This window comes from Achromobacter marplatensis, assembly GCF_049060505.1.
GTDB classification, from domain to species: Bacteria; Pseudomonadota; Gammaproteobacteria; order Burkholderiales; family Burkholderiaceae_B; genus Achromobacter; species Achromobacter marplatensis_A.
Map to the genome: position 1 here is coordinate 207,537 of NZ_JBMGRB010000001.1, position 18,724 is coordinate 226,260.

An 18,724-nucleotide genomic window follows, 5' to 3' on the forward strand; every position below is an offset into this window, starting at 1 on the left:
CTTACAGGGCGTATTGAGCCAGCCGCGCGGCGCGGCGGCGTTGCAGGAAACCGATGACCGCACCGCGCACGCGGGCCAGGAAGCGGTCGGTGCCGGTGGGGTTGTGCACGATGTCGGCGCGGTAGAAAGACGGGCACAGCACGGCGGCATGCGCCACTTCGCCGCAGTTGCCGCAGCCCACGCAGCTGCTTTCCACGTGCGCCACCGGGTCTTCCTTCAAGGGGTCGCCGCTGTCCTTGATGGACAGCGACGGGCAGCCCGACAGCCGGATACAGGCGTGGTCGCCGGTGCACACGTCGGGGTCCACGCCGAAGCGCTCTTTCACCATTCGGCGGCCTTCCTTGACCGCTTTGTTGAACAGCGGCTTGATGCGGCGCTGCTTGTTCAACATGCATTCCGACTGCGCGATGATGACTTTCGGACCCTTGATGTCGGTGGTCAGCGCCTCTTCGATCGTGGCGCGCACCTTGGCCACGTCGTAGGTGCGGTCCAGCGTGCGCACCCACTTCACGCCCACGCCGCGCACGGCGTGATCGATGGGGTTGTTGGTGGACCGGTCGGGGTTGTCGGCGCGCGACGACAGAATGTCCTGCCCGCCGGTGGCCGACGCGTAGAAGTTGTCGACGATGACGATGACGCCGTCGTACTTGTTGAACACCGCGTTGCCGATGCCGGACGACAAACCGTTATGCCAGAAGCCGCCGTCGCCCATGATCGAAATGGGGCGCTTGGCGGCGGGCACGTTGAACGCCGCCGCGCTGGACGCGCCCAGCCCGTAGCCCATGGTCGTGGCGCCAAGATTGAAGGGCGGCAGGATGGAAAACAGGTGGCAGCCGATATCACAGGAGATATGGTGCTGGCCCAGTTTTTCCTGCGCCAGCGTCAGCGCGGAAAAGATGGGACGTTCGGGGCAGCCCGTACAGAAGCCGGCGGGCCGTGGGGGCACCACCGACGCCAGGCCCTCGACCTGCTTGTGGAAGGTGATGGGTTGTTCGACGGGCTTGGCGGGCTTGGGACGCGAGACTTCGGTGATTTCCAGCTGGCGCGCGCCGGCTTCGGCGTCTGCCGCCACGGCAGGGTGCGTCTGCAACGATTCGGGGCGATGGCGCTTCAGGAATTCGCGCACGCCGTCGCGCATCACCTGCGTGGTGTATTCCCCCGCCATCGGCAGCACGTCCTTGCCGGACAGATGGGTGTCGATACCCGCCTTGCGCAGCACGGCATGCAGGTTTTGTTCGATGTAGTCCGGCTGGCCTTCTTCCAGCAGCAGCACGGCGCGCTTGTCGCGGCAGAAATCGATGACCTCGTCTTCGATGACGGGATAGGTCACGTTCATGACGTACAGCGGAATGCGGCTGTTGCCGAAGTTGTCCGCCAGGCCCAGCAGCTGCAGCGAGCGGATGACGCCGTTGTACAGGCCGCCTTGCAGAATCAGGCCGATGTCTTTCTGGTCGCCGTCGAAGTGCTCGTTGAGCTTATGTTCCTTGATGTAGCGGATGGCGGCGGGCCAGCGGTCCTTGATCTTCTCTTGTTCGTGCAGGAACGACGCGGGCGGCAGCACGATGCGGCTGGTGTCGCGCGCGGGGCTTTCCAATGCTTCGGCCAGCGAAAAGGCGGGCCGCTTGTTTTCCTTGGCGATGAAGCGGCCATGCACGTGGCAGCCCCGGATGCGCAGTTGCAGCATCACGGGCGTCTTGCTGGCTTCGGACAATTCGAAGCCGTCTTCCACTGCCTTGACCATGCTTTCCAGGTTAGGGCGCGGGTCCAGCAGCCAGATCTGCGACTTCATGGCGAACGCGTGCGAACGTTCCTGCATGATGGACGAGCCTTCGCCGTAGTCTTCGCCCACGATGACCAGCGCGCCGCCCGTGACGCCGCCGGAGGCCAGGTTGGCCAGGGCGTCGGACGCGACGTTGGTGCCCACGGTGGATTTCCAGGTGACCGCGCCGCGGATCGGGTACATGACCGAGGCGGCCAAGGTGGCGGCGGCGGTGGCTTCGGAAGCGCTGGCCTCGAAGTGCACGCCCAGCTCTTGCAGGATGTCGTTGGCGTCGGCCAGCACGTCCATCAAGTGCGAAATCGGCGATCCCTGGTAGCCCGCCACATAGCCCACGCCCGATTGCAGCAACGCTTTGGTGACGGCAAGAATGCCCTCGCCGCGAAACTCTTCGCCGGCGCCGATGCGCAACTGCTGGACTTCTTTCTTGAAAGACCTTTCAGCCATCTCGAACTCCTGGTTGGGCCGGATGACCGGTCCTCAAGCCTTGCTGCCGTGCAGCATCGTCATGTCACGAAATCTTCACCTGAAAAATACTTTAGGAGTCAACGTTTTAGCTGTCAACAAAAAAGATGAAATTTCATGGAAATCAAAAAATATCACGCTAAAACAAGGGTGTATATACTGGTTGTTCTCTAGCTCCATGGCGGTATTTCAGCGCCGTCTTGGTGCAAAAACGGGTTGCGATTCCGGGTATACCCTGTGCTGCGCAACAGCATTGCGGCACATCATGGCGCGTGGTTGCGCCGTCGTGGTGCAATGCGCTTTTCGGCCGTCGGCCAAACATGAATTCCGGTGCGTGGGAGCAAAGCAACATGCGGTTGGACAAGCAGCGGGAAACGCTTCTGACAGGTCGGGGCGCGGCGGGGCCGCGTTTCGTCGATGGCTACCTGGCCTATCTGCTGGCGCAGGCCAGCCAGCGCATTTCGGCCGAATTCCATTTGCAGGTAAAAGCCGCCGGCTTGTCCGTGACCGAGTGGCGCGTGTTGGCCAGCTTGGAAGGCAGCCCCGGCGAAACCATCGGCACGCTGGCGGTGCTGGCCATCACCAAACAGCCCACCTTGAGCAAGGTGGTGCAGCGCATGGAGGCCGAAGGGTTGGTGGCGCGCACCGGCGTGCGGGCGGACCGCCGCCAGACGCGGGTCTGCATCACGGCCAAAGGCACCCACCTGATCGCCAGCTTGTGCGAACAGGCGTTGCAGCACCAGAAAGCGGTGCTGGCGCCCTTCGGCGAAGAGCGCGCGGCGCTGCTGATCGAGATGCTGGGCGTGCTGATGACGGAACACGTGCCGCTTGAACTGCCCATCGATGCGGACGAGTAAGTCCGTTGCGTGCGCGCACTCGAACACTGTTCGTTTCAATTATTTTGTTACAAGCATATGCGTCCCTACTTATTGTCTCTCTATAAAAACCGTCTCCGGTACGCATAAACCCTGAATTGACAGGGGTCTGGCGCGTAGGCACACTCGCGCCGGTATTCAGACTAATGTCAGGAGTTAACCCCTATGCGCCGCACCTTGATTGCTATCGCGATCGCCGCCGCCGTGGCTGTGCCCTCGATCGGGCAAGCCAAGTCCTTCCGTTGGGCTGCCCAGGGCGACATCCTTACTTTCGATCCGCATTCGCAGAACGAAGGCATGACGATCGCCGCCAACAGTTATATCTACGAACCGCTGGTGGACTACGACAAGACGTTCAAGGTGGTGCCGCGCCTGGCGACGGAATGGGAACAGCTGTCGCCCACCCTGTATCGCTTCAAGCTGCGCCCGGGCGTGAAGTTCCATGACGGCGCTGCCTTCACGGCGGATGACGCGGTCTTCTCGATCCACCGCGCCATGGCGCCCACGTCGAACTACAAGGCCTACACGACGGGCATCAAAGAAGCGCGCAAGGTCGACGACCTGACGATCGAGATCGAAACGTCGGCGCCCAACCCCGTGCTGCTGCGCCAGCTGACCAACGTGTTCATCATGAACAAGGCGTGGGCTGAAAAGAACAACATCGCCAAGCCGCAGGACTACGTCAATAAAGAAGAGACCTACGGCGCGCGCAACACCAACGGCACCGGCCCCTACAAGCTGAAGTCGCGCGAAGTCGACGTGCGCACGGTTTTCGAAGAAAACAAGGACTGGTGGAACAAGGCGGGCAAGGTCGGCAACGTGACCGAAGTGGTGTTCACGCCGATCAAGCAGAACGCCACGCGCACGGCCGCGCTGCTGTCCGGCGAGATCGACTTCGTGCTGGACCCCGCAGCCCAGGACCTGGAACGTATCCGCCAGGCGCAAAAAGTGGTGGAAGGCAACGAATACCGCACCATCTATCTGGGCCTGGACCAGAAGCGCCCGGAACTCCAGTACTCGAACATCAAGGGCAAGAACCCGTTCCAGGACATCCGCGTGCGTGAAGCGCTGTACCGCGCGATCGACGTGGACGCCATCAAGCGCGCCGTCATGCGCGGCCTGTCCGCGCCGACCGGCACGATGATCGCGCCGCAGGTGCATGGCTGGGCCGAATCCGTGCACAAGCGCGTGCCTTACGATCCCGAAAAGTCGCGCGCGCTGCTGAAGGAAGCCGGTTATGACGGCACCTTGAACTTCACGCTGGACTGCCCGAACAACCGCTACATCAACGACGAAGCCATCTGCCAGGCCGTGGTCGGCATGTGGGCCAAGGTCGGCGTGAAGGCCACGATGAACGCCATGCCGCGTTCCACGTACTTCCCCAAGGTGCAGTCGTTCGACACCAGCGCCTTCCTGTTCGGCTGGGGCGTGCCCACGTTCGACGCCATGTATTCCCTGCAGAACCTGATCCGCACCAAGGGCGAAGGCGCGGACGGCATGTACAACCTGGGCGGTTACAGCAACAAGGAACTTGACGTGATCATCGATCGCATCAAGACCGAAACCGACCCCGCCAAGCGCGACGCCGACATCATCACCGTGCTGCAAGGGCACGCCAAGGACTTCGGCCACATCCCGCTGCATGACCAGGTCATCCCCTGGGCGATGCGCAAGAACGTCACGGTTATCCACCGTGCCGACAATCGCCTTGTTGCCGATTGGGTCAAGGTTGACTGACCCCGGCTAACCAGACGGCGCGGAGCCCACCCGGCTCCCGCCGTTTTGTTTTGGTTGTTCCCCTATGTTTGCTTTCATACTGCGTCGCCTGTTGCAGGCCGTAGCGGTGATGCTCACCGTCGCGCTACTGGCCTTTGTGCTGTTTCAATACGTCGGCGACCCTGTCACCATCATGCTGGGGCAGGACGCCACCGATGCCGAGCGCATCGAGTTGCGCGAACGCCTGGGGCTGAACGAGCCCGCCATCGTTCAATTCGGTCATTTCGTGGTCAACGCCGCGCAGGGAAACTTCGGCATCTCCCTGCGCCAAAGCGAACCCGTGTCCACCTTGTTGAAGTCCCGCCTGCCGGCCACGCTGGAACTGTCCATGGTGGCGGCGTTGCTGGCGCTGGTGGTCGGCGTGCCGCTGGGCGTGTACACGGCGCTCAAGCGCAATAGCCTGGTATCCCAGATGCTGCTGGCGGGCTCCTTGCTGGGCGTGTCGCTGCCCACCTTCCTGATTGGGATCTTGTTGATCCTGGTGTTTTCGGTGCAGTTGGGCTGGCTGCCCAGTTATGGGCGCGGCGACACCGTCAGCGTGGGCTGGTGGACATCCGGCCTTTTCACGGCCACGGGCTGGAAGCACCTGATCCTGCCGTCCATCACCTTGTCGCTCTTTCAGATGACGCTGGTGCTGCGTCTGGTGCGATCCGAGATGCTGGAGGTGCTGCGTTCGGACTACATCAAGTTCGCGCGCGCACGCGGGTTGAAGCGCCGCGCCATCCACTTTGGCCATGCGCTGAAGAACACGATGGTGCCGGTCATCACGATCACCGGGTTGCAGCTGGGCGGCATCATTGCCTTCGCCATCGTCACCGAGACCGTGTTCCAGTGGCCGGGCATGGGCCTGCTGTTCATCCAGGCGGTCCAATTCGCCGACGTGCCGGTGATGGCCGCGTACCTGTGCCTGATCGCGCTGGTGTTCGTGGTGATCAACCTGGTGGTCGATCTTCTGTATTTCGTCGTGGACCCGCGCTTGCGTTCGGGGCTGACCCGCGGCGGGGGGGCTCACTGATGCGCGCCGTACTCAAACGCTGGTGGGACAGCGATCTTGCCTGGGCCTGGCGCCGGGCGCCCGTGGCCATCGTGGCGACCGTGATGCTGGCGCTGCTGCTGATCGGCTCGTTCGGGGCCGGCTGGGTCGCGCCGCACAACCCGTTCGATCTGACGACGGTGGAATTGCTGGACGCCTTGTTGCCGCCCGCCTGGGAGGCCAACGGCCAGCAGACCTATCTGCTGGGCACCGACAGCCAGGGCCGGGACCTGTATTCGGCCATTCTGTACGGCACCCGCGTGTCGCTGTTGATCGGCCTGGCGTCGGTGCTGCTGTCCATGTTGATCGGCATCGTGCTGGGGCTGATTTCCGGTTACGCAGGGGGGCGCATCGATGCTTTCATCATGCGGATCGCGGATGTGCAGCTGTCGTTTCCCGCCATCCTGATCGCGTTGCTGATCGACGGGGTGGCGCGCGCCGCCGTTCCGCGCGAGATGCACGAGTTGATCGCATTCCCGGTGCTGATCGGCGCTATCGCGCTGGCCGGCTGGCCGCAGTATGCGCGCACGGTGCGCGGATCGACGCTGGTGGAGAAGAACCGCGAATACGTGCAGGCCGCCCGCGTGATCGGCGTGGCGTCTCCCGTGATCATGTTCCGCCATGTGTTGCCGAACGTGCTGGGGCCGGTGCTGGTGCTGGCCACGGTGCATCTGGCCACCGCGATCATTACCGAGGCGACGCTGTCGTTCCTGGGGGTGGGGGTGCCGCCGACGGCGCCGTCGCTGGGCACGCTGATCCGCATCGGCAACGATTTCCTGTTTTCCGGCGAATGGTGGATCACCATTTTCCCGGGCGCGGCGCTGGTGCTGCTGGTGCTGTCGGTCAACCTACTGGGTGACTGGCTGCGCGATGCGCTTAACCCGCGGCTGAATTGAGGCAACCATGAGCGCACTTCTAGAAGTCCGCAATCTGCGCGTGGAGTTTCCCACGCGCCGCGGCACGCTACGCGCCCTGGACGATGTGTCCTTTTCCATCCAGGCGGGCGAAGTCCTGGGCGTGGTGGGGGAATCGGGCGCAGGGAAATCGCTGACCGGCGCGTCCATCATCGGCTTGCTGGAACCGCCCGGGCGCATTGCCGCGGGCGAGATCCTGCTGGCTGGCCGCCGCATCGATAATCTGCCGGACGAGCAGATGCGCCGCGTGCGCGGCCGCGAGATCGGCGCGGTGTTCCAAGACCCGCTGACCTCTTTGAATCCGTTGTACACGGTGGGCCGGCAGTTGGCGGAAACCATCGTCACGCATCTGGACATGACGTGGTCGCAGGCGCGCAACCGCGCCGTTGAGTTGCTGGCGTCTACCGGTATTCCGGCGGCGCGCGAACGCATCGACCATTATCCGCACCAGTTCTCGGGCGGCATGCGGCAACGCGTGGTGATCGCGCTGGCGCTGGCGGCCGAACCCAAGCTGGTGGTGGCCGATGAGCCGACCACCGCGCTGGATGTGTCCATTCAGGCGCAGATCATCGAACTGCTTAAACGCCTGTGCCGCGAGCACGGCACGGCGGTGATGCTGATTACGCACGATATGGGCGTGATCGCCGAAACCGCGGACCGGGTGGCGGTGATGTACGCGGGCCGGGTGGCCGAGATCGGTCCGGTGGCGGACGTGATCCACAAGCCGCGCCATCCCTATACGTCCGGGCTGATGGGATCCATCCCGTCGCTAGAGGGACATCGGGACCGGCTGGTGCAGATCGATGGCAGCATGCCTCGCCTGAACGCGATTCCGCCGGGCTGTGCGTTCAATCCGCGTTGCGGGCAGCGTTTGCCGCGTTGCGCGACCGAGCGGCCCGAGTTGCTGCCGGCGGGCACGTCGCGGGCGGCCTGTTGGTTGCATGACGATAAAACGATGGTGGCCGCATGAGCACGCCCTTGGTGGAAGTTAAAGACGCGGCGCGCTGGTTCGATGTGTCGCCGCCCTGGCTGGAACGCAAGCTGGCCGGCAAGCCGCGCGTGATGCTGCGCGCGGTGGACGGCGTGTCGTTTGACATCGCGCGCGGTGAAACGCTGGCGCTGGTGGGCGAATCGGGCTGTGGAAAATCCACAGTCGCGCGCATGCTGGTAGGCCTGTACGGGCTGACGCGCGGCGATATCCGTTTCGATGGCCAGCCGCTGTCGCGGATGTCTGAGAAAGGCGGGCGCAACTTGCGCAAGCGCTTGCAGATGATCTTCCAGGATCCTTATGCCAGCTTGAATCCGCGCTGGCGCGTGGGCCGCATCATTGCGGAGCCGATGCTGACGCATACGCAGATGACGCCGGACGAGCGCGTGGCGCGGGTCAGCGAATTGCTCAAGCAGGTGGGCCTGGATCCGGCGGATCAGGGGCGCTATCCGCATCAGTTTTCGGGGGGGCAGCGTCAACGCATTTCGATTGCGCGGGCGTTGGCGGTGAATCCGGAATTCCTGGTGTGCGATGAGCCGACGTCGGCGTTGGACGTGTCGGTGCAGGCGCAGGTGCTGAACCTGATGAAGGATTTGCAGCGCAAGCTGGGGCTGACGTATTTGTTCATTTCCCACAATCTGGCGGTGGTGCATCACGTGGCCGATCGGGTGGGGGTGATGTATTTGGGGCGGATGGTGGAAGTGGCGCCCAGGGACGAGCTGTTCGCGCGGCCGCGGCACCCCTATACGCGGATGCTGCTGGAGGCAATTCCGGATATCAACGGGGCGGGCAAGCCGCGCACCGCGGTGGCCGGGGAAGTGCCGAATCCGTTGAACCCGCCTTCAGGGTGTACGTTCCATCCTCGGTGCCCGCATGCCAACGACCGATGCCGGGCGGAGGCGCCCGTGGCCCGGTTGGCGGGGGTGTCGGTCGTGGCTTGCCATGCCGTGGAGGAGGGGCGGATCACGGTTTGATCTGCTTTTGCCGTGGAGGCGGTTCTTTAGGCGTCAGAGGCGGCCAGTCCCCCCACCGCCTCTGACTCGCGTTGTGCTCGACTTGACGGGCGTCGGGGCGGGCTAAGTGCTTGGCATTCTTGCCGCGAGAAGGGCAGGGCGGGAAGATCTTGCGGGGCCGCCAAAAAGCCGGCCGCGCGGGCGGCCTTTTTTGGCATTTGGTGAATTGAATTCGTGGCGCCGCGCCGTCGTAGGAGGGGTGGAGCGCGCGGATGTCGTGGCTGTGGCGCTGGCGTTTATCGCGCGAAACCCATCACCCGGCGAACGCCGGGGCGGTATTCAAATCAATGGCGCGGCTCGTCCACGCGCTCATACGGCGTGTCGTCGTCTTCGTCGTCTTCGTCTTCCCCTTCCTCGTCGTCCTCGGTCGGCTCCGGTTGCGGTTCTTCCGTCAAGGCGAAAGGCAGGACGTCTTCCAGGCTGTCGGACCAGGCGGATTCTTCGCCGTCGTGGTCCAGCTTGATGAAGCGTTCGCCTTCATTCATGGAAATCTGGACGGCCCAGAGGTACAGGCAATCATACGTGTCGTCGTCGGCGTGGGGCAGGCCGCCGCGGTTGCCCAGGATGCGGGCGCCGGGGCCGCCGAGCTGGACGTGGGTCTGGTCTTCTTCGACGTTGGCGTTCTCGTCCATCGGGACACCGTAGGTGACCCATTCGGTGCCTTCATCGCCCAGGATCACTTCGGCCAGCACGGGCTTGCCCAGATAGGCGCTAAGCGCGTCGGCGGTCTTGGCCAGCATGTCCAGCTCGGATGCGCTGAAGTGAGTCACGGAGGGGGGTGGGGTAGCAGAGGCGGACATAAAGGAGATTCCTGGGCGCGATGAAGCCGCGACGGCACGGCAAGATACATAAGGTCAGGCGTTATTGTCGCGCGATCGGCGTTGCAGTGCATCGGACGCTTGGATGACGACACGGGCAGCGCGGTCAGACGGGGGCAGGGGCGCTGCGCTTGCGGGCGCTGTCGGGGGATTCGCCGGTCAGGCGCTGGAACATCGCGATGAAGGCGGACGGCGTGCTGTAGCCCAATTCTCGCGCCACGGTTTGCACGGGGCGGCCCGCGTCCAGCAAGCCTAGCGCTGCGACCACGCGCAAGCGCTGGCGCCATTCGTTGAACGACATGCCCAGGTGCTGCTGGCAATGGCGTAGCAGCGTGCGCTCGGTGATGCCGGCGCTGGCGGCCCAGTGCGCGGCGCCTCGCTTGTCGCCCGGACTGCGCTGCAGGGCAGAGAGAATGGGGGCCAGCACCGGATGGGTGCTTGATGGCAGGTAGCTGGCGTAGGCGCGAGCCTGGCGCAGTTGATCGATGACCACTTGCGCCAGGCGCCGGTCTTCCGGTGTAGCCGGATAGCGGACGCCGCGCCGTTCGAAGTCGCCCAATACCGCGCGCGTGACAGCGCTGATTTCCAAGGTGCAGGGCGTGTCGGGCAGGCCGGCGCAGGCTTCGGCCGGGATGTCGATGCAGGCGTAATGCACTTCGCCTTCGTTCTGGCAGCAGTGCTCGACGTGCGGCGGTATCCAGATGGCGTACTGCGGGGGCGACAGGTAGGTGACGCCGTTAATGCTGATTTCCATGATGCCGGACAGCGCGAAATTCAGTTCCGCCCACGGTGAACGATGGCGCTGCATGCTGGAATGCGGCGTGAAGTGCAAGATGCGGCACGCCAGCGGATACGGCAGGTGGCCGGCCAGGATGGGGGCGGTATCGGCAAGTTCCATGTCGGAAGTTCATGCGGATTTGTCTGATATTCATTATATACGTCGTCTCGGACAGGGCCTACACTTGCCGCCTGTTCTTAGCCTGCAAGACTCGTCCATGACGCGCGACACTCCCCACATTCCCGCCCGCTACCTGCTGTTCCCGTTGCTGGCGGCCTTGATCTGGTCGGTCAATATGATCGTGACCAAGATGGCCGCCGGCGTGATCTCGCCCGCCGTCATCGGCTTCTACCGCTGGGCGATCGCCGGCGCGGTGCTGACGCCTTTTGCCTTGCCGGGCGTGTGGGCGCAGCGCCGCCTGATCGTGCCGTACCTGCCCAAGTTCGCGGTGTTGGGCGGGCTGGGAATGGCGCTGTACCAGGGGCTGGCCTATGTGGCGGCGTCCAGCACCACGGCGACCAACATGGGCATCATCACGGCCATGATTCCGCTGCTGACCATCGCGGTTGGGACAGTGGTGCTGCGTCAGCGCCCCACGTTGATGGCGATGGTGGGCGGCCTGGTGTCGCTGGCGGGGCTGGCGCTGCTGATTGGCGAAGGCGACCCGGCCCGTTTGCTCTCGGTGGGCGCGAATCCGGGCGACCTGCTGATGGGACTGGCTGCGCTGGCCTATGCGCTGTACGGCGTCCTGCTGCGCCGTTGGGGCCTGCCGGTGGGGCCGTGGCAGTCGCTGTATGTGCAGGTGGCGTTCGGCGTGCTGTTCCAGTTGCCGGCCTTCTTGATGGCCGCGCCGTCGCCGCTGAATGCCGAAAACGTGCCGCTGGTGCTGTATGCCGCGATCTTCCCGTCCCTGTTTGCGCCGTTCCTGTGGATGCAGGGCGTGAAACATCTGGGCCCCAACCGGGCCAGCATTTTCCTGAACCTGATGCCGGTGGGCACGGTCGCGATCGCCTCGGTATTCCTGGACGAGAAGCCTCACGTCTTCCATATCGTGGGCGGCGCGATGGCGTTGGCCGGCGTGATGCTGGCGCAAATGCGTACCCCGCGCCTGGGGCTGCGCCCGGGCAAAGCGGCGGGTTGAGGGTTGCGTGGCCGCCTGACGCACGCCTGTCAGGGTTCCGGCCTACAATCGACGGTTCATCAGCTTTCTTTCCCTATACGAGCCCATGGCCCAATACGTCTACACCATGAACCGCGTCGGCAAGATCGTGCCGCCCAAGCGGCAGATCCTGCGTGACATCTCGCTTTCGTTTTTTCCTGGCGCCAAGATCGGCGTGCTGGGCCTGAACGGCTCGGGCAAGTCGACGCTGCTGAAGATCATGGCGGGCGTCGATAAAGAGATCGAAGGCGAAGCCATTCCCATGCCGGGCCTGAACATCGGCTACCTGCCGCAGGAACCGCAACTGAATCCCGAGCACACGGTGCGCCAGTCGGTGGAAGAAGGCCTGGGCGCCGTCGTCACCGCCAAGAAGCGCCTGGACGAGGTCTACGCCGCGTATGCGGAACCGGACGCGGACTTCGACGCGCTGGCGGCCGAGCAGGCCGAACTTGAAGCCATCATCGCTGCCGCTGCCTCCAGCGGTTCGGACGATATCGAACACCAGATGGAAATCGCCGCCGACGCGCTGCGCCTGCCGCCCTGGGACGCCATCGTCGGCAACCTGTCCGGCGGTGAAAAGCGTCGCGTGGCGCTGTGCCGCCTGCTGCTGTCCAAGCCCGACATGCTGCTGCTGGACGAGCCCACCAACCACTTGGACGCCGAAAGCGTGGAGTGGCTTGAGCAGTTCCTGCACAAGTTCCCCGGCACGGTCGTCGCCGTGACCCACGATCGCTACTTCCTGGACAACGCCGCCGAATGGATCCTGGAACTGGACCGCGGCTATGGCATCCCCTGGAAGGGCAACTACAGCTCGTGGCTGGAACAGAAGGAAGACCGCCTGAAGCAGGAAGAGTCCTCGGAGTCCGCCCGCCAGAAGACCATCAAGAAGGAACTGGAGTGGGTGCGCCAGAACCCGAAGGGCCGTCAGGCCAAGGCCAAGGCGCGCCTGGCCCGCTTCGAAGAGCTGTCGTCCTACGAATACCAGAAGCGCAACGAAACCCAGGAAATCTTCATTCCCGTGGGTGAGCGCCTGGGCAACGAGGCCATTGAATTCAACAATGTCAGCAAGGCTTACGGCGATCGCCTGCTGATCGATAACCTCAGCTTCAAGGTGCCGCCGGGCGCCATCGTCGGCATCATCGGCCCCAACGGCGCCGGTAAGTCCACGCTGTTCCGCATGATCGCGGGCCGCGAGCAGCCGGATTCGGGCGAAGTCAACATCGGCCAGACCGTTAAGCTGGCCTACGTTGACCAGTCGCGCGATGCGCTGGAAGACAAGAAGACGGTGTTCGATGCGGTGGCCGACGGCGCCGATATCCTCACGGTGGGCAAGTTCGAAATGTCGTCGCGTGCCTATCTGGGCCGCTTCAACTTCAAGGGTGGCGATCAGAACAAGGTCGTGGGCCAGTTGTCCGGCGGCGAACGCGGCCGCCTGCACATGGCCAAGACGCTGATCGCTGGCGGCAACGTGCTGCTGCTTGACGAACCGTCCAACGACCTCGACGTGGAAACCCTGCGCGCGCTGGAAGATGCCCTGCTGGAGTTTCCCGGCAGCGTCATGGTCATCAGCCACGATCGCTGGTTCCTGGATCGCATCGCGACCCACATCCTGGCATTCGAAGGCGATTCGCAAGCGGTGTTCTTCGACGGCAACTACCAAGAGTACGAAGCCGACAAGAAGCGCCGTCTGGGTGAAGAGGGCGCCAAGCCCAAGCGCCTGCGCTACAAGGCGTTGAAGTAAGCCTTGGTCCGCCAAGCAGCCTGAGAAAAAATCCCGGCCGATGCGTCGGGATTTTTTTGAGCAGCGATCGTAGGATGGGTGAAGCGCGAGAACGACCTCACAACAACGCAATCGCCAAGCGCGCGCAACCCATCAAGCAGCGGCTGCGTAATAGCCGAAGCCGATTAGCTCTCCTGTGCCGCTTGGTGGGTTGCGCGCATTCGGCATTTGTTCATCGATGTGAAGGGCCTCGCGCTCTACCCATCCTACGCCCCCTCTCCCAACATCGAGAATCTTCGAACGGGGTATCCTAAGCACTCAACTGGAGCCCACGACCATGCTGCTGCAAGCTTCCGATTCCACCTTGCTTATCGTCGACATGCAGGGCCGGCTGATGCCGGTCATCCACGACGGCGATGCCGTGCTGCACTCAGCGCACAAGCTTGCGCAGGCCGCGCGCCTGCTGGACGTGCCGGTGATCGCCACCGAGCATCACAGCAAGATGCTGGGCGTCACGGTGGACCCGCTGCGCGAGATCGTGCAGGCTACGTTTCAGAAGATGCACTTTTCTTCGGCGCGCGAGCCAGGTTTCGAAGCGTGGCTGCCGGCGGCGCGCAAGACGATCCTGGTGGCGGGCTGCGAGGCGCATATCTGCGTGCTGCAAACCGTGATCGGTCTGGCTGACATGGGCTATAGGGCCGTGCTGGTGTCGGATGCGGCGGGGTCGCGCAAGCCTGCCGACCATCACGCGGCGCTGCGCCGCGCACGCGCGCATGGCGCCGATATTGTCACGTCAGAAATGGCGATTTTTGAGTGGATGGAGACGTGCGAGCATCCGCGCTTTCGCGACGTGTTACGTCTGGTCAAATAGCCGGCGCGGCCTGCAACACTGTCCCTGGGGCATGCAAAGATTCACTCGCCGTTTGACACAATTCCTGGGCAAACCTCACACCGCCAGGCCCTTTATTTTGAGATCCTGAAACTTCTAAACCCATAAGGGGACCGCGCGCTCGCGTCAGGTTCATGGCGCGGCCCCGGGTACAAGAATAGGAGTCTCATCATGAAAATCGCATCTCTTTCCAAAATCTGTGTCGCACTGGCGCTCACTGCCACCATGGCGGGCTGCTCGTCCTGGGACAGCATGAGCCATCGTCAAAAGAGCACGGTCGGCGGCGCCGCGTTGGGCGGTGTCGCAGGCGCCGTGATCACCAATGGCGGCGTCCTGGGGACGGTGGGCGGAGCGGCGATCGGTGGCGTGATCGGCGACCAGGTCGGCAAACACTAAGCCCCTGCGCCCAAAGCAAAACGCCTGGCATCGCCAGGCGTTTTTTTTACCGCGAAGCATGCGCGCCGGATGGTCGGCGCACGCCGTGCCATCAGGGGGCTTCGTTTTGCGGCATCTCGATCTTCACTTCCAACACTTCCAGCGTGTCCTGGCGTTCCAGGTGAACCTTGATGTCTTCGGGGTTGATCTTCACGTATTTTGAGATGACGGCGATAAGTTCCTGCTGCAACTGCGGCAGGTAATCGGGCGAGTCGCCGCGGCCCCGCTCGTGGGCCAGGATGATCTGCAACCGTTCCTTGGCGACGGAAGCGGAAGATTTCTTTTGACCGAGCAGAAACGACAGGAAGGACATTGCTTACTTGCCTCCGAACAGGCGTTTCAGAAGACCGGGCTTTTCGTAGTCGGTAAAGCGCAGCGCCTTGTCTTCGCCAAGGTAACGGGCCACGACGTCTTTGTAGGCCTCGGAGACGTCGGTCTCTTTCAGGTGAATGGCCGGCAGGCCTTGGTTCGACGCTTGCAGCACCGCTTCTGATTCGGGGATGACGCCGATCAGCTTGATGCGCAGGATGTCTTCGATGTCGCCCAGCGACAGCATTTCACCGTCGACCACGCGCTTCGGGTTGTAGCGCGTGAGCAGCAGGAATTCCTTGACCGGCTCGCCGCCATCCACGGCCCGCTTGGACTTGGCCGCCAGGATGCCCAGGATACGATCGGAGTCTCGCACCGACGAGACTTCCGGGTTGGTCACGACCAGCGCGTCGTCGGCGAAGTAGGCGGCCATCAGCGCGCCCGTCTCGATGCCGGCGGGCGAGTCGCAGACGATGTACTCGAAGCCCATTTCCTTCAGGTCATTGATGACCTTTTCCACGCCTTCCTGCGTCAGCGCGTCTTTGTCGCGCGTTTGCGAGGCGGGCAGGATGAACAGGTTTTCAAGCTGCTTGTCCTTGATCAGCGCTTGGTTAAGGGTGGCTTCGCCCTGGATCACATTGACGAAGTCGTACACCACGCGACGCTCGCAGCCCATGATGAGGTCGAGATTGCGCAGGCCGACATCGAAGTCGATGACAGCGGTCTTGTGGCCCCGCATCGCGAGGCCCGCGGAAAAACTGGCGCTCGTCGTGGTTTTACCCACGCCGCCTTTGCCGGAAGTCACCACAACAATGCGTGTCATGACGATCAAACCCTTATGTTCGAATAAATCGCGTTATCGTAAAGCAAAAAGCCGATGTAAGGCTTCTTACAGAATGTGTTGAGACGTTCGCTTCGCGGCGCAAAAACCATTCAGGCTTTCAGCGCTTCGATGCGTAACGTATCGCCGTCCAGGCGGATCAACGCCGGTTGGTTTTGCAGCGTCCGGTCCAGCTTGTCTTCCACCACGCGGTACACGCCGGCCACGGCAAGCAGCTCTGCGTCCAGATGCGTCGTGAAGATGCGCGCCGACGTGTCGCCGCGGGCGCCGGCCATGGCTTTGCCGCGCAAGGGGCCGTAGACGTGAACGTTGCCATCGGCGATGACTTCCGCGCCCTGGCTGACCATGCCGATCACGACCAGGTCGGTGTGCCGTGCATAGACGCGTTGGCCCGAGCGCAACGGCTTGGTAATGACCAGGGCCGACGACGAATGTGGCGCGGCTTGCGTGGGGGCGGGCGCTGACGTGGTGCTGCTGGCTTCGCGCGCCGGCATGGGCTCGGCGGCGGCGGACGCGGCGGGTTTGTCCGTGGCGTCGGCCGCTTCCGCAGCGGGGGCATCGGCGGCCGACGTGTCCGTCGGCGCGGGCGCGGTCTCGACGGCGGCGGCCGGCACCGAGGGCACGGGCGTGGACACGTCGTTCGGCGGCGCGGTGTCCACCACGGGGGCGGGGCGGGCGGCGGGGGTGGACAGTTCCACCGGCGTCAGGCCGGCCTCGCGCGCGGCTTTCAGGTTGGCGCCTTCGGCCACGACGCCGATCGGGGGCAGGTTATGGCTGCGCAGCGCGGCCACCAGGGCCTTCCAATCGATCTTCTCTTCGACGCGGCTGGCGTCGATCACGACGGGCTCGTTCTCGAAGAAGCTGCCGGCGTCGGCCATGCGCTTGGCCAGCGCGGCAACGAGGCGTTCGGGGTCTGCGCTGTGCAGAACCACCCGGATGGCATACAGGGTGGCGCTTTTGAAGTCCAGGGCTAGGGATTCAGTATTCATCTTGATGGTGGCTGGCGGTCCGGGCGCCAGGAAACGGCGCGCACGACCGGCTGCGGGATGTCGGGGATGATAACCCGCCGGGCGGCGGGGTGCGCAGTCGGGAAAGCGAAAGAAAAAGGCGCCCGAAGGCGCCTTTTCCCGTGATATGCGCGCGGGCGGGTCAGCCTTGCGCCCACGAATCGCGCAGCGTCACGATGCGGTTGAGCACCGGCGCGGCTTCGGAGGAGTCCTTCAGGTCGGCGGTGAAGTAGCCCAGGCGTTCGAACTGCCAGGTAGCGCCCGGCGTCGCAACGGTGCCGGGTTCCAGCCAGGCCGTGACGGTCTGCTTGGAGTTCGGGTTCAGGCAGGCCAGGAAGTCCTTGTCGCCGCCATCGGGGCGGGCGTCGGCGAACAGGCGGTCGTACAGGTGGATCTGCGCGGACACCGCGTGGGCCGCGCTGACCCAAGTGATGTTGCCCTTGACCTTGACGCTGTCGGCGCCCGGCGTGCCGCTACGGGTCTCGGGCAGGTACTCGGCCTGCACTTCAACGACGTCGCCGGCTTCGTTCTTGGTGAAGCCGGTGCAACGCACGACGTAACCGTACTTCAGGCGCACGGTGTTGCCCGGGAACAGGCGGAAGTACTTCTTCGGCGCTTCTTCGCGGAAGTCGTCGCGTTCAATCCAGAGCTCGCGCGACAGCGGGAACTCGCGCATGCCGGCTTCCGGATCATGCGGGTTGCGGGGCGCGGTGCAGATTTCGGTCTGGCCTTCCGGGTAGTTCGTGATGACCAGCTTGATCGGGTCCAGCACGGCCACCGAGCGCGCGGCGATGGGGTCGAGGTCGTCGCGCACGGCTTGCTCCAGCAGGCTGTAGTCGATGCGCGAATCGGACTTCGAGACCGCCGTGCGGTCGCAGAACAGGCGGATCGAGGCCGGCGTGTAGCCGCGCCGGCGCAGGCCGAAGAGGGTCGGCATGCGGGGGTCGTCCCAGCCGTCCACGTGGCCTTCGCGCACCAGCTGCAGCAGCTTGCGCTTGCTGGTGACGACGTAGCTCAGGTTCAGGCGGGCGAATTCATACTGGTGCGGCAACGGCTGGGCCAGCTTGCCCAGTTCGGCCAGGCGCGCCAGGATCCAGTCGTAAAACGGGCGCTGGTCTTCGAATTCCAGCGTGCAGACGCTGTGCGTGATGCCTTCCAGCGCGTCTTCCACCGGGTGGGCCCAGCTGTACATCGGGTAGATGCACCATTGGTTGCCCGTGCGGTGGTGCGTGGCATGGCGCACGCGGTACATCACCGGGTCGCGCAGGTTGATGTTGGGCGACGCCATGTTGATCTTGGCGCGCAGCACCAGGCTGCCGTCCGGATGCTTGCCGTCGCGCATCTCGCGCAGCAGCGTGATCGACTCGGCGGCCGGGCGGTTGCGCCAGGGCGAGTCGATGCCGGGTTCGGTCAGCGTGCCGCGGTTGGCGCGGATGGCCTCGGGGCTTTGCTCGTCGACGTAGGCGTGGCCGGCTTCGACCAGCGCTTCGGCGAATTCGTACATGTAGCCGAAGTAGTCGCTGGCGAAGTACAGGTTTTCCTGGCCGTTGTCGGCCTTCCAGTCAAAGCCCAGCCAGCGAACGGCTTCGATGATGGCGTCGACGTATTCCTGGTCTTCTTTTTCGGGATTGGTGTCGTCGAAGCGCAGATGGCAGACGCCGCCGAAATCGCGCGCCAGGCCGAAGTTCACGCAGATGCTCTTGGCGTGGCCGATGTGCAGGTAGCCATTCGGCTCCGGCGGGAAGCGCGTGCGGATGCGGGCCGGATCCGGGGCCCCCTGTTGCTGCACGGCGGCCGGGCCAGGCTTGCCCGCCCAACGTTTGCCCTGGAAGCGATTGGCTTCAAGGTCGTCCTGGACGATGTTGAGCAGGAAATTGGATGCAGCTGGGGTCGGCGTCGTGGCGGAGGTCATTCTTGAAAGAATAGG

General features: G+C 63.9%; 17 protein-coding genes. 10 read left to right on the plus strand and 7 right to left on the minus strand.

Going from position 1 to position 18,724, the window contains the following annotated elements:
* Position 1: 1 nt before the first annotated feature.
* Positions 2 to 2,224 carry a thiamine pyrophosphate-dependent enzyme gene (locus ACI0FO_RS00910; protein WP_416023455.1) on the minus strand — a complete coding sequence of 741 codons (2,223 nt, stop codon included), beginning with the start codon at positions 2,222 to 2,224 and terminating at the stop codon, positions 2 to 4.
* Positions 2,225 to 2,592: 368 nt separating this feature from the next.
* Here ACI0FO_RS00910 and ACI0FO_RS00915 point away from each other — a divergent pair, with 368 nt between their 5' ends.
* From ACI0FO_RS00915 to ACI0FO_RS00940, 6 genes are all read left to right on the plus strand, one after another.
* Positions 2,593 to 3,099 (plus strand): MarR family winged helix-turn-helix transcriptional regulator, encoded by a 507-nt coding sequence (locus ACI0FO_RS00915; protein ID WP_416023457.1) that lies wholly within the window; start codon positions 2,593 to 2,595, stop codon positions 3,097 to 3,099.
* Positions 3,100 to 3,282: 183 nt separating this feature from the next.
* A complete protein-coding gene (locus ACI0FO_RS00920; protein ID WP_416023458.1) occupies positions 3,283 to 4,854 on the plus strand; it encodes an ABC transporter substrate-binding protein in 1,572 nt (523 codons plus the stop codon).
* A gap of 64 nt (positions 4,855 to 4,918) precedes the next feature.
* Positions 4,919 to 5,908: an ABC transporter permease gene (locus ACI0FO_RS00925; RefSeq protein WP_175177960.1), complete on the plus strand. Its 990-nt coding sequence runs from the start codon at positions 4,919 to 4,921 to the stop codon at positions 5,906 to 5,908.
* Positions 5,908 to 6,822 carry an ABC transporter permease gene (locus ACI0FO_RS00930; RefSeq protein WP_416023461.1) on the plus strand — a complete coding sequence of 305 codons (915 nt, stop codon included), beginning with the start codon at positions 5,908 to 5,910 and terminating at the stop codon, positions 6,820 to 6,822. Before ACI0FO_RS00925 ends, ACI0FO_RS00930 begins: the two co-directional genes overlap by 1 nt.
* A 7-nt stretch (positions 6,823 to 6,829) precedes the next feature.
* Positions 6,830 to 7,810, plus strand: a complete 981-nt coding sequence (locus tag ACI0FO_RS00935) for an ABC transporter ATP-binding protein (RefSeq protein ID WP_416023463.1) — start codon at positions 6,830 to 6,832, stop codon at positions 7,808 to 7,810.
* The gene (locus tag ACI0FO_RS00940; RefSeq protein WP_416023465.1) at positions 7,807 to 8,802 is read left to right on the plus strand and encodes an ABC transporter ATP-binding protein; all 996 of its coding nucleotides are present in this window, start codon (positions 7,807 to 7,809) and stop codon (positions 8,800 to 8,802) included. Before ACI0FO_RS00935 ends, ACI0FO_RS00940 begins: the two co-directional genes overlap by 4 nt.
* A 323-nt stretch (positions 8,803 to 9,125) precedes the next feature.
* Here ACI0FO_RS00940 and ACI0FO_RS00945 read toward each other — a convergent pair whose 3' ends face one another.
* Together ACI0FO_RS00945 and ACI0FO_RS00950 are read right to left on the minus strand one after the other, a co-directional pair.
* The gene (locus tag ACI0FO_RS00945; protein WP_416023467.1) at positions 9,126 to 9,641 is read right to left on the minus strand and encodes a hypothetical protein; all 516 of its coding nucleotides are present in this window, start codon (positions 9,639 to 9,641) and stop codon (positions 9,126 to 9,128) included.
* 124 nt (positions 9,642 to 9,765) lie between these two features.
* A complete protein-coding gene (locus ACI0FO_RS00950; protein ID WP_416023469.1) occupies positions 9,766 to 10,557 on the minus strand; it encodes an AraC family transcriptional regulator in 792 nt (263 codons plus the stop codon).
* Between the two features lie 97 nt (positions 10,558 to 10,654).
* Here ACI0FO_RS00950 and ACI0FO_RS00955 point away from each other — a divergent pair, with 97 nt between their 5' ends.
* The 4 genes from ACI0FO_RS00955 (at position 10,655) to ACI0FO_RS00970 (ending at position 14,601) form a co-directional block, all read left to right on the plus strand.
* On the plus strand, positions 10,655 to 11,578 hold the full coding sequence (locus tag ACI0FO_RS00955; RefSeq protein ID WP_416023471.1) for a DMT family transporter: 924 nt from the start codon (positions 10,655 to 10,657) through the stop codon (positions 11,576 to 11,578).
* An 85-nt stretch (positions 11,579 to 11,663) separates the two neighbouring features.
* Positions 11,664 to 13,337, plus strand: a complete 1,674-nt coding sequence (ettA, locus tag ACI0FO_RS00960; RefSeq protein ID WP_169274244.1) for an energy-dependent translational throttle protein EttA — start codon at positions 11,664 to 11,666, stop codon at positions 13,335 to 13,337.
* Between the two features lie 316 nt (positions 13,338 to 13,653).
* Positions 13,654 to 14,187 (plus strand): isochorismatase family protein, encoded by a 534-nt coding sequence (locus tag ACI0FO_RS00965; RefSeq protein WP_416023473.1) that lies wholly within the window; start codon positions 13,654 to 13,656, stop codon positions 14,185 to 14,187.
* 189 nt (positions 14,188 to 14,376) lie between these two features.
* On the plus strand, positions 14,377 to 14,601 hold the full coding sequence (locus ACI0FO_RS00970; protein ID WP_416023474.1) for a glycine zipper 2TM domain-containing protein: 225 nt from the start codon (positions 14,377 to 14,379) through the stop codon (positions 14,599 to 14,601).
* Positions 14,602 to 14,692: 91 nt separating this feature from the next.
* Here ACI0FO_RS00970 and minE read toward each other — a convergent pair whose 3' ends face one another.
* The 4 genes from minE to ACI0FO_RS00990 form a co-directional block, all read right to left on the minus strand.
* Positions 14,693 to 14,953 carry a cell division topological specificity factor MinE gene (gene minE / locus ACI0FO_RS00975; protein ID WP_006226437.1) on the minus strand — a complete coding sequence of 87 codons (261 nt, stop codon included), beginning with the start codon at positions 14,951 to 14,953 and terminating at the stop codon, positions 14,693 to 14,695.
* Positions 14,954 to 14,956: 3 nt separating this feature from the next.
* Entirely contained in the window at positions 14,957 to 15,772 is an 816-nt protein-coding gene (minD, locus tag ACI0FO_RS00980) for a septum site-determining protein MinD (RefSeq protein WP_105555581.1), read from the minus strand.
* Between the two features lie 110 nt (positions 15,773 to 15,882).
* Complete coding sequence (gene minC / locus ACI0FO_RS00985; RefSeq protein ID WP_416023476.1) at positions 15,883 to 16,779, minus strand: septum site-determining protein MinC; 897 nt, start codon at positions 16,777 to 16,779, stop codon at positions 15,883 to 15,885.
* Positions 16,780 to 16,939: 160 nt separating this feature from the next.
* Positions 16,940 to 18,709 carry a glutamine--tRNA ligase/YqeY domain fusion protein gene (locus ACI0FO_RS00990; protein WP_416023478.1) on the minus strand — a complete coding sequence of 590 codons (1,770 nt, stop codon included), beginning with the start codon at positions 18,707 to 18,709 and terminating at the stop codon, positions 16,940 to 16,942.
* Positions 18,710 to 18,724: the final 15 nt, after the last annotated feature.